The following is a 10,959-nucleotide window of genomic DNA, read 5'->3' on the forward strand; positions in this document are numbered from 1 at the left end:
CCGTCCGCCGGGCCGGCGGGATGGGCGGCCGGCGCGCGCCCGTGAGACGATGGCCCACGTGCCACACACGGATCAGAACGCCCCAGACCTCGGCGTCGACACGGCCGTCCGCCGCGTGCGCGAGCACCTCGCCGCGCTCGAGTTGCCCTTCGAGACCGTCACCGCAGGGCAGGACCGCGCCGAGCGAGAGCGCACCCTGCACCAGATCGATGACTACGTGCTGCCCCGCCTCGACTCGCTCGACGCGCCGCTGCTGGCCGTCGTCGGCGGCTCCACCGGTGCGGGCAAGTCCACGCTGGTGAACGCGCTCGTCGGCCACGAGGTCTCCCGCTCCTCCGCCCTGCGGCCCACCACGCGGCAGCCTCTGCTGCTGCACAACCCCGCCGACACCCACTGGTTCACGGGCCCGCGGGTGCTGCCCGACCTCGCCCGCGTCAGCGTGCACCGCGACGCGGCCGCCGGCCCCGTCGAACCCGACCAGTCCGCGATGGACACGGTCGCGCTCGTGGCCGAGCCCGCACTGCCCTCGGGCATCGCCCTCGTGGACGCCCCGGACATCGACTCCGTGGCGGACCAGAACCGCGCGCTGGCCCGGCAGCTCCTCGAAGCCGCCGACCTGTGGATCTTCACGACGACGGCGCACCGCTACGCCGACGCCGTGCCCTGGCAGCTGCTGGACGAGGCCGCCGACCGCGACATCACCGTGGCCGTCGTGCTCGGCCGCGTGCCCGAGGGCGCGGCGGAGGACATCACCCCGGACCTGCGGCGCATGCTCACCGAGCGCGGCCTCGCCGACGCCCGGATCCACGTGATCCCCGAGACCCGCTTCGACGAGCGCGGCCTGCTCCCGCAGGAGCACGTCGCGGGCCTGCGCGCCTGGCTCGAGACCCTCGCCGCCGACGCCCAGGCGCGCGGCGCCGTCGCCCGCCGGACCGTGGACGGCGTGCTGGGCCAGCTGGCCGCCCGCGTCGCCGACCTGGCCCGCGCCGAGGAGGAGCAGCGGCATGCCGCGGACCTGCTCGCCCGGATCGTGGGGGACTCCACGGACCAGGCCGTCGGCCGGGTCCGCGAGGCCACCTCGGACGGCACGCTGCTGCGCGGCGAGGTGCTCTCCCGCTGGCAGGACTTCGTCGGCACGGGGGAGTTCTTCCGCGGCGTCGAGACCACGATCGGCCGGCTGCGGGACCGCCTCGGCGCCCTCGTGCGCGGGCGCCCGGCACCGCCCGAGGAGGTCGAGACCGCCCTGGAGACCGGCCTGCACGCCGTGATGGTCGAGGCGGCCGCCGCAGCCGCCGAGCAGATCGAGCGGCGCTGGGCGTCCGAGCCGGCGGGCCGGGCCCTCGTGGCCGGGCGCGACCTGGGTGCCCTGACGCCGGACGCGTCGGCGCGGGCGGCCGACGTCGTGCGGGACTGGCAGTCGGACGTGCTGGCGCTGATCCAGGAGGAGGGCGCGGGCAAGCGCACGCGCGCCCGCCTGGCGGCCACCGGCGTGAACGGCGCGGCCGTGGCCCTCATGATCATCTCGTTCGCCTCCACCGGCGGACTCGCGGGCATCGAGGTCGGCATCGCCGGCGGCGCCGCCGTCGTCGGGCAGAAGCTGCTCGAGTCGATCTTCGGCGAGGACGCCGTGCGCCGCATGGCCCGGCGGGCCGATGAGCTGCTCGAGCTCCGCGTGCGGGCCTTCCTCGAGACCGTGCTCGCGGACCGCTTCCTGCCGCTGCTCCACCTCGAGCGCGAGCCGCAGGCCACCGAGGAGCTGCGCGCCCTCGTGCCGGTGCTGCGCCGCGGGGTGGCCGCCGGCGTCGACGGCCCGACCGGGCCCGAGCACGCCCCGTCCGCCGCCGAGGCGGGGGAGGAGCCCCGATGAGCCGCCGCGACACCCCCGCCCTGGCCCCCCGCCTGGACGCCCTCGGCGAGGCCGCCGAGCTGGCCGCGGGCCGCCTGCCCGAGGACGTCGTGGCCGGGGCCGACGCCGTCGTGCGCGCGGCCGGGGAGCGCCAGGCACTCTCCGCGGAGCACACCGTGGTCGGGTTCTTCGGGGCGACGGGCTCCGGCAAGTCCTCCCTGTTCAACGCGCTCACCGGCCGCGACCTGGCCCGCGTGGCCGCCACCCGGCCCACCACGTCCGAGCCGCTCGCCGCGGTCTGGGGCGTGGGCCGGGGACAGGGGCTGGACCCGGACGCGGAGCACGGCGACGGCACCGGCGAGGGCGGCGGCGCGGCCGCCCTGCTCGACTGGCTCGGCGTGCGCCGCCGCCACCTGCTGGACGAGGCCCCCGTGCTCGACGACGGCCGCCCCGGGTTCCTCGGCTTCGGCCGCCGTGACGGCGCCGACGCCACCGGCCTGATCCTGCTGGACCTGCCGGACATCGACTCGGTCGAGCGGGGCAACCGCGAGATCACCTCCCGGCTGGCCGGCCACGTGGACGTGCTGGTGTGGGTCGTGGACCCGGAGAAGTACGCGGACGCCGTGCTGCACCGCGAGTTCCTGGCGACCATGGGCTCGCACGCGGCCGTGACCCTCGTGCTGCTCAACCAGGTGGACCGGCTCTCGGTGCGGGACCGGGACGTCGTGCTGGCCTCGCTGCGCCGGATGCTCTCCGGCCACGGCCTCGGCGACGTCCGGGTGCTGCCCGTGTCCGCGCGCACGGGGGAGGGCCTCGAGGAGGTCGGCCGGCAGGTCGCGGCGATCGTCGCCCAGCGCGGCGCGGCCGCCGAGCGCCTGGGCGCGGACGTCGCGGCCCGTGCCGCGGACCTCGCCGCCGCCTCGGGCGAGGGCGAGCCGGCCGGCGTCGGGCCCGGGGACGAGCAGCGGCTCGGGCGCGAGCTGGCCGTGGCCGGCGGCGTGCCGGCCGTCGTCCGGGCGGTCGAGGGCTCGTACCGGCTGCGTTCGGCCAAGCGCACCAGCTGGCCCGTGCTGCGCTGGATGCACTCCTTCCGCGCGGACCCCCTGCGGCGCCTGCACCTGATGCCCGAGAGCGCCGCCCCCCGCCGCGACCGGGACGAGGTCGCCCGCGACCCCGCGCTGCACCGCACCTCCCTGCCCGAGCGCTCGGGCACCCAGCGGGCCGTCGTCGACGGCGCGGTCCGCACGCTGGCCGCCGCGGCCGGCGCGGGAGCCTCCGAGCCGTGGGCCGCCGCCATCCGCCGCGCGGGCCGGGAGCACGCCGAGGAGCTCCCCGGCGCCGTGGACCAGGCGATCGCCGCCACCGACCTCGGGGCCGGTCGGGGCAGCTGGTGGCACCCCGTGCTGGACGTGCTGCAGTGGCTCGCCCTCCTCACCGCCGTCGTCGGCGCCGGCTGGCTGGGCGTCCTCGCCCTGGCGGGGTACCTGCAGTTCCCCCTGCCGCCCGCGCCCACGGTCGAGGGCTTCCCCCTCCCGACGCTGCTGCTCGTCGGCGGCCTCGCGCTCGGCGTGCTGCTGGCCCTGCTGGCGATCCCCCTGACCCGGTGGACCGCCGCGGCGCGGGGACGCCGCGCGCGCCGCCGCCTCGAGGAGGCGACCACCGACGTCGGCCGGCGGCTCGTCGTCGACCCGGTGCGCGCCGAGGTGGACCGCTTCCACGCCTTCCGCGACGCCCTCGCCCGGGCCTCCGGCGTCCCGGTCCGGCGGGGCCGCCGATGACGGTGTGCGACCCCGCGGCCACGGCGGGGGCGACCGTCGGCGACCTCACGGAGGCCGAGCTGCTGGAGGTCGTCCTGACCGGTCTCGCCCCCGCCGTCCGGGACGGCCACTGGCCCGCCGGCACCGTCGCCCCGGGCGACGACGCCGCCCTCGTGCCCGCGCCCTGCGGTGGGACGCTCATCTCCACGGACGCGATGGGGGAGGGCACGGACTTCCTGCCCCGCTGGCCCGCCGGCCCCCGCACCCGCGGCCACGACGCCGGCTGGAAGGCCGTCGCCCAGAACCTCTCGGACGTCAACGCGATGGGCGGGACCGCCTCCGCGCTCGTCACCGCCCTCACCCTGCCGCCGACGACGCCGGTCGCCTGGGTGCGGTCGTTCGCCGCGGGCATCGTGGGCGCGGTGCGTCACCTCGGCGCGCCGGACTGCCGGGTGGCCGGGGGCGACCTGGGCACCGGCGGACGGGTCCACGCCGCGGTGACGGTGCTCGGGGACCCGCACCCCGGCGGCGTGCTGTGCCGCACGCCGGCCGCGGCGGACCGGGACCGCGTGCTCGCCGAGGGCGCCGACCTCGTCCATGCCCAGGCGGTGCCGGGAGGTCCCCGGGCCGCCGCGCCCCCGGGGCCGGGGTGGGCCGCCGCCGGGCTCACCCTGCTGCTCACCGACCGCGCGGAGCTGGAGCGACGGGCGGACGCCCTCCCCGCCGCCGACCGGCCGTCACCGCGGGAGCTCGCCCGCGCCGTCCGCGCCCAGCTGCGACCCCGCCCGCCGCTGGCCCTCGGGCCCGCCGCGGTGACGGCCGGCCTGCTCACCCTCATGGACGTCTCCGACGGCCTGGGCAAGGACGCGCACCGCATGGCGGCCGCCACCGGCGGGGCCGGCCCCGCGCCGGCACCGTGGCTGGACGAGGCCTGGCTGGCGGAGGCCGCCGCACCCCTGCGCCGCGTGGCCGCCCTGGCCGGGACCAGCCCGGAGGCGCTCGTGACCGGCGGGGGCGAGGACTACGGCCTCCTGGGGCTGGCGTGGCCCGAGACCGAGCTGCCCCGGGGGTTCACGCGGATCGGCCGGCTCGTGCCGGCCGGGGCCCGGCCGCCGGCCGGGCACCGGCCCCTGTCCGGGTCCGGCTGGGACCCGTTCGCCGGCTGAACGCCCGGGCCGGGGTCCGCGGGCGGGTCAGGCCGCGCGGAGGAGTCGCTCCGGGTCGAAGCGGTGGCCGAGGCCGATGACGTCCCACCCGTGCTCGCGCCACGCGGCGACGTCCAGGACGTTGCGCCCGTCGATCAGCAGGCGGGAGGCCACGCGTGCGCCCACGGCGTCCGGATCCATCTCGCGGAACTGGCGCCACTCGGTCAGCAGCAGGGTCAGCTCGGCGTCGTCCACGGCCGCCTCGAGCGAGTCCACGTAGTCGAGCCGCGGGAAGCGGGCGGCCGCGTTGGCGTTGCCCTCGGGGTCGTACACCCGGACGTCGGCGCCGGCCGTGTAGAGACGGTTGGCGACGTCGAGGGCGGGGGAGTCCCGGACGTCGTCGGAGTCCGGCTTGAACGTGACGCCCAGCACGGCGATCCGCGTGCCGTTGAGCACCTGCACGCTCGCGGGGGTGGGGGCGGTCCCGGAGGCGTCGGCCCGGCGGACGCGGCCGTCGCGAGCCGCGGAGAGCACCTGCACGGCCAGGTCCACCACGCGGTCACGGCGGCGCAGGTTGATGTCGTCCACCTCCGCCAGGAACCGCATGGTCCGGTCCAGGCCCAGCTCGGAGACGCGGGCCTGGAGCGCGCGGATGTCCTTGGGCAGGCAGCCGCCCCCGAAGCCCACGCCCGCGTTGAGGAACCGGCGTCCGATCCGCGCGTCGTGGCCGATCGCGTCCGCGAGGGTGCCGATGTCCCCGCCCACGTTCTCGGTGATCTCCGAGAACGCGTTGATGAACGAGATCTTCGTGGCCAGGAAGGCGTTGGCGGCCACCTTCACCAGCTCGGCCGTCTCGAGGTCCGTGCTGATCCACGGGGTGTCGGCCGCGAGCTGCCGCGCGTAGACGCGGCGCAGGATGCCCTCGGCGCGGGGCCCGTGCGTGCCGATGACGAGGCGGTCCGGGGTGAGCGTGTCCCTCACGGCGAAGCCCTCCCGCAGGAACTCGGGGTTCCAGGCGAGCTCGACCTCGCCCGGCAGTCCGGCCTCCGTGCGCACGGTGCGCACGAGCTCGGCCAGGCGGCGCGCCGTGCCCACGGGCACGGTCGACTTGCCGACGATCAGCGCGTCGCGGTCGATCGCCGCGGCGAGGGAGGCGACGGCGGCGTCCACATAGCTCAGGTCCGCCGCGGTCTCGCCCACCTTCTGCGGGGTGCCGACGCCGATGAAGTGGACGTCCGCCCAGCGGGCCGCCTCCGCGACGTCGGTGGTGAAGCGCAGCCGCCCGGAGGCGACGTGGGTGCGCAGCAGCTCGGGCAGGCCGGGTTCGTGGAAGGGCACCTCGCCGCGGGCCAGACGCTCGATCTTGGCCGGGTCCACGTCCACGCCGAGCACCTCGAAGCCCAGCTCGGCCATGCAGGCGGCGTGCGTGGCGCCCAGATAGCCCGTGCCGATCACGGACAGCCGCGGCGCGGCCTCCTGCTCGGCGGGGGCGGCGGGCGCGGTCGTCTCGGTCACGGCGGACTCCTCGAGGGTGCGGGGGACGGCGGTCGGGGACCTGGCCGACGCTAGGCCCCGCGGGTGAACGCGGGAAGAACGGGGTGTCTCTGCGGCGCATCCCGTCGGTGGCGCGGGCGGGCCTCAGGCCTCGCCGGCGCGGATGAGCTCGGTGAGCCGCGTCGCGGCGGAGACGACGGCGTCCGCGTGCAGCCGGCCCGGCTGGCGGGAGAGCCGCTCGAGGGGGCCGGAGATCGAGACCGCCGCGATGACGCGGCCGCTGGGACCGCGCACCGGCGCCGACACCGAGGCGACCCCGGGCTCGCGCTCGGCCAGGGACTGGGCCCAGCCGCGCCGCCGCACCGCCGCGAGGACGGTGGGTGTGAACACGGCGCCGGCCAGCCCCTCGACGAGCCGCTCGTGGTCCTCCCAGGCCAGGAGCACCTGCGCGGCGGAGCCGGCCTTCATGGACATGCGAGCGCCCACGGGGATGGTGTCGCGCAGGCCCCAGGGCCGCTCCGCGCTGGCCACGCACACGCGGGAGTCCGCCTGCCGACGGAACACCTGGGCGCTCTCGCCCGTGGCGTCGCGCAGCCACAGCAGCACCGGGCCGGAGGCCGTGGTGAGCCGGTCCTCGCCGGCGGCGGAGGCGAGCTCGGCCAGGCGGGTGCCCAGCACGTAGCGGCCCTGCAGGTCCTTGCCCACCATGCGGTGGTGCGTGAGGGCGGCCGCGAGCCGGTGCAGCGTGGGCCGCGCGATCCCGGTGGCGATGACGAGCTGGGCGAGCGTGGCCGGGCCGGACTCGAGCGCGTCAAGGATCGCCACCGACTTGTCCACCACGCCGACACCGCTGGGATGCCGGTGGAGCGAGGGGCCGATGAGGTCGTCCTCGGTGGGCGGGCGCACGGGCTCGGTGGTCATGGGGTGATCGTAGTCGTCTCACTGCGCGGACGGCCGGGGATGTCGGCGCGCGACGTGCGCGACCGGGCCGGCCTCCGCCGCGTCCGGCATGTGAGACGACATCTCACGATGTGGAATATCGCGCCGCGTGGTCGAGAACAGCCCCGCCGCGCCCCACAGTGGTCCGTGAGCACCGGCGCCCCGCGCCGGGCGACGACTGACAGGTGCGTGAGCAGGAAGGTGCGGCACATGACGACGGCGACGACGCGGCCCAGGACGCTGGCCGAGAAGGTCTGGGACGAGCACGTGGTGGTGCGCGGCGAGGGCGAGGGCGCCTCCCGCACCCCCGACCTGCTCTACATCGACCTGCACCTCGTGCACGAGGTGACGAGCCCGCAGGCCTTCGAGGGGCTGCGTCTGGCCGGGCGTCCGGTGCGTCGGCCCGACCTGACCATCGCCACGGAGGACCACAACACCCCGACGCTGGACATCGACCAGCCGATCGCGGATCCCACCTCGCGCACCCAGATCGAGACCCTGCGGGCCAACTGCGCCGAGTTCGGCGTCCGCCTGCACCCGTTGGGCGACGCCGAGCAGGGCATCGTTCACGTCGTCGGCCCCCAGCTGGGCCTGACCCAGCCCGGCCTCACCGTGGTCTGCGGCGACTCCCACACCTCCACCCACGGTGCGTTCGGCGCCCTGGCGTTCGGCATCGGCACCTCCGAGGTCGAGCACGTCCTGGCGACCCAGACCCTGCCGCTGAAGCCCTTCAAGACCATGGCGGTCACCGTGGACGGCACGCTGCGCCCGGGTGTGACGGCCAAGGACATCATCCTCGCGGTCATCGCGAAGATCGGCACGGGCGGGGGCCAGGGCTTCGTGCTCGAGTACCGCGGTGAGGCCATCCGGAACCTCTCCATGGAGGGCCGGATGACCATCTGCAACATGTCCATCGAGGCCGGCGCCCGCGCCGGCATGGTCGCCCCGGACGAGACCACCTTCGCCTACCTGAAGGGACGGCCCCATGCCCCCGAGGGCGCCGACTGGGACGCCGCCGTCGAGCACTGGCGCACCCTCGCCACGGATGAGGGCGCGGAGTTCGACGCCGAGGTGGTCATCGACGCGGACACGCTGGAGCCGTTCGTCACGTGGGGCACCAACCCGGGTCAGGGCGTGAGCCTGAACGACACCGTCCCCGCGCCCGAGGACTTCACCGACCCGGTGGCCCAGGAGGCGGCCCGCAAGGCGCTGTCCTACATGGACCTGGCCCCCGGCACGCCGATGAAGCAGGTCGAGGTCGACACCGTCTTCATGGGCTCGTGCACCAACTCCCGCATCGAGGACCTGCGGGCGTTCGCCGAGGTCGTCCGGGGCCGGCGCAAGGCCGACGGGCTGCGCGTCATGGTCGTGCCGGGCTCGGCGCGCGTGCGTCTGCAGGCCATGGACGAGGGCCTGGACAGGGTGTTCGAGGACTTCGGGGCCGAGTGGCGGTTCGCCGGCTGCTCCATGTGCCTGGGCATGAACCCGGACCAGCTCGCCCCGGGGGAGCGCTGCGCGTCCACCTCCAACCGCAACTTCGAGGGCCGGCAGGGCAAGGGCGGACGCACCCACCTGGTGTCCCCGGTGGTCGCCGCGGCCACCGCCGTGCTGGGCCGCCTCGCCAGCCCGTCCGACCTGCCCGCCCTCACCCTCCAGGAGGCCTGAGCCATGGAGAAGTTCACCACCCACACCGGCGTCGGCGTGCCGCTGCGCGCCTCGAACGTGGACACGGACCAGATCATCCCGGCCGTGTACCTCAAGCGGATCTCCCGCACGGGCTTCGAGGACGCCCTGTTCGCCGGCTGGCGCCAGGACCCCGACTTCATCCTGAACACCGAGCCGTTCAGCGGGGGCACCGTGCTCGTGGCGGGCTCCGACTTCGGCACCGGCTCCTCGCGCGAACATGCCGTGTGGGCGCTCAAGGACTACGGCTTCCGCGCCGTGATCTCCCCGCGCTTCGCGGACATCTTCCGCGGCAACTCCGCCAAGCAGGGGCTCGTCGCGGCTCAGGTGGAGCAGGAGGACGTCGAGCGCATCTGGAAGGAGCTGGAGAACCGTCCCGGGACCACGGTCACCGTGGACCTCGTCACACGCACCGTCGAGTGCGGGGATGTGACCGCCCCCTTCCAGATCGACGACGACACCCGTCGCCGGCTGCTCGAGGGCCTGGACGACATCGCCGTCACCCTGGGGCACCAGGCCGAGATCGATGCCTATGAGGCGGACCGCCCCGCGTACAAGCCCACCACCCTGCCGGCCCGCACGGCCGGCTGACCGGCCGCCGCCGGGAGCGCACCATTGCCGCGCGTGCCCGGCGACGCCCTATGCTGGGAGGCGATTCCGGGACCGCCCGCCGCACGCGGCGGGCGGTCCCGTTCAGAGACCTCCCCGCTCCGGCGGAGTGGCCGAGACCGTGGCCCTGCGGCCGCACTGAGGAAGGACGCGCATGGCGAAGCTCTTGACCATCCATGGCGGCAAGCCGCTGACCGGTGAGGTGACCGTGCGCGGCGCCAAGAACCTGGTGCCCAAGGCCATGGTGGCCGCCCTGCTCGGCAACTCGCCGTCCGTGCTCCGGAACATCCCCGAGATCAAGGACGTGGACGTCGTCAGCTCCCTCCTCGAGATCCACGGCGTGTCCGTGGAGTGGGACAAGGAGACCGGGCGGATCACGATGGACCCGGCCGGGGTGAAGTCGGCCCTGACCGCCGAGATCGACGCCCACGCCGGCGACTCGCGCATCCCGATCCTCTTCTGCGGCCCGCTCATGCACGCGATCGGCGAGGCCTTCATCCCCGACCTCGGCGGCTGCAAGATCGGCGACCGCCCGATCGACTACCACCTGGCCGTGCTGCGCAACTTCGGCGCCGTCGTGGACAAGCGCCCGGGCGGCATCTCCATCTCCGCCCCCAAGGGCCTGCACGGCGCCAAGCTCGAGCTGCCGTACCCCTCCGTCGGAGCCACCGAGCAGGTGCTGCTGACCGCCGTGAAGGCCGAGGGCATCACCGAGCTCAAGGGCGCCGCCGTCGAGCCGGAGATCCACGACCTCATCGCCGTCCTGCAGAAGATGGGCGCGATCATCACCGTGCAGACGGACCGCACCATCCGCATCGAGGGCGTGAGCGAGATGCGCGGCTACAACCACATCGCGCTGCCCGACCGCAACGAGTCCGCCTCGTGGGCCTCCGCCGCCCTGGCCACCCGGGGGGACATCTACGTCCGCGGCGCCGAGCAGCGCGACCTGACGGCGTTCCTGAACACCTACCGCAAGATCGGCGGCGAGTTCGACGTCGTCGACGACGGCATCCGGTTCTGGCACGCCGGCGGCGATCTCAACCCGCTCGTGCTCGAGACGGACGTGCACCCCGGCTTCATGACCGACTGGCAGCAGCCCCTCGTGGTGGCGCTGACCCAGGCCAAGGGGGTCTCCATCGTGCACGAGACCGTGTACGAGAACCGCTTCGGCTTCACCGACGCCCTCGTGCGGATGGGCGCCTCCATCCAGCTGCACCGCGAGTGCCTCGGCTCCGTGCCGTGCCGCTTCGGTCAGCGCAACTTCCTGCACTCGGCCGTGATCTCCGGCCCGACGCCGCTGCACGGCGTCGAGTTCGACATCCCGGACCTGCGCGGCGGCTTCTCCCACCTGATCGCCGCCCTCACCGCCGAGGGCACCTCCACGGCGACGGGCCTGGAGATCATCAACCGCGGCTACGAGCACTTCATGGCGAAGCTCGAGGGCCTCGGCGCCGACGTCGAGCTGACCGAACGCGACCGGTGAGCG

At 75.5% G+C, this 10,959-nt stretch carries 8 protein-coding genes; 6 read left to right on the forward strand and 2 right to left on the reverse strand.

The genetic code is table 11. The features are described 5' to 3' along the window. Positions 1–49: 49 nt before the first annotated feature. The 3 genes from KVS67_RS00810 to KVS67_RS00820 are packed head-to-tail and all read left to right on the forward strand — an operon-like array spanning position 50 to position 4,769. A complete protein-coding gene (locus KVS67_RS00810; protein WP_254629148.1) occupies positions 50–1,867 on the forward strand; it encodes a dynamin family protein in 1,818 nt (605 codons plus the stop codon). Then, complete coding sequence (locus tag KVS67_RS00815) at positions 1,864–3,624, forward strand: GTPase (protein WP_036312928.1); 1,761 nt, start codon at positions 1,864–1,866, stop codon at positions 3,622–3,624. The genes KVS67_RS00810 and KVS67_RS00815 overlap by 4 nt, the downstream gene beginning before the upstream one ends. Further along, on the forward strand, positions 3,621–4,769 hold the full coding sequence (locus KVS67_RS00820; RefSeq protein WP_101967184.1) for a thiamine-monophosphate kinase: 1,149 nt from the start codon (positions 3,621–3,623) through the stop codon (positions 4,767–4,769). Before KVS67_RS00815 ends, KVS67_RS00820 begins: the two co-directional genes overlap by 4 nt. A gap of 27 nt (positions 4,770–4,796) precedes the next feature. Here KVS67_RS00820 and KVS67_RS00825 read toward each other — a convergent pair whose 3' ends face one another. After that, positions 4,797–6,263 (reverse strand): UDP-glucose/GDP-mannose dehydrogenase family protein, encoded by a 1,467-nt coding sequence (locus KVS67_RS00825; RefSeq protein ID WP_063190352.1) that lies wholly within the window; start codon positions 6,261–6,263, stop codon positions 4,797–4,799. Between the two features lie 123 nt (positions 6,264–6,386). Continuing rightward, positions 6,387–7,163 carry an IclR family transcriptional regulator gene (locus KVS67_RS00830; protein WP_078026043.1) on the reverse strand — a complete coding sequence of 259 codons (777 nt, stop codon included), beginning with the start codon at positions 7,161–7,163 and terminating at the stop codon, positions 6,387–6,389. A 228-nt stretch (positions 7,164–7,391) separates the two neighbouring features. Here KVS67_RS00830 and leuC point away from each other — a divergent pair, with 228 nt between their 5' ends. The 3 genes from leuC (at position 7,392) to murA (ending at position 10,956) form a co-directional block, all read left to right on the forward strand. Further along, entirely contained in the window at positions 7,392–8,846 is a 1,455-nt protein-coding gene (gene leuC / locus KVS67_RS00835; RefSeq protein WP_063190353.1) for a 3-isopropylmalate dehydratase large subunit, read from the forward strand. Positions 8,847–8,849: 3 nt separating this feature from the next. Beyond that, positions 8,850–9,455 (forward strand): 3-isopropylmalate dehydratase small subunit, encoded by a 606-nt coding sequence (gene leuD, locus KVS67_RS00840; RefSeq protein WP_010078962.1) that lies wholly within the window; start codon positions 8,850–8,852, stop codon positions 9,453–9,455. A gap of 172 nt (positions 9,456–9,627) precedes the next feature. Continuing rightward, positions 9,628–10,956: a UDP-N-acetylglucosamine 1-carboxyvinyltransferase gene (murA, locus tag KVS67_RS00845; protein WP_002856412.1), complete on the forward strand. Its 1,329-nt coding sequence runs from the start codon at positions 9,628–9,630 to the stop codon at positions 10,954–10,956. The last annotated feature ends 3 nt before the right edge of the window (positions 10,957–10,959 follow it).

The sequence above is a fragment of the Micrococcus sp. GbtcB5 genome (assembly GCF_019091605.1).
GTDB classification, from domain to species: domain Bacteria; phylum Actinomycetota; class Actinomycetes; order Actinomycetales; family Micrococcaceae; genus Micrococcus; species Micrococcus luteus.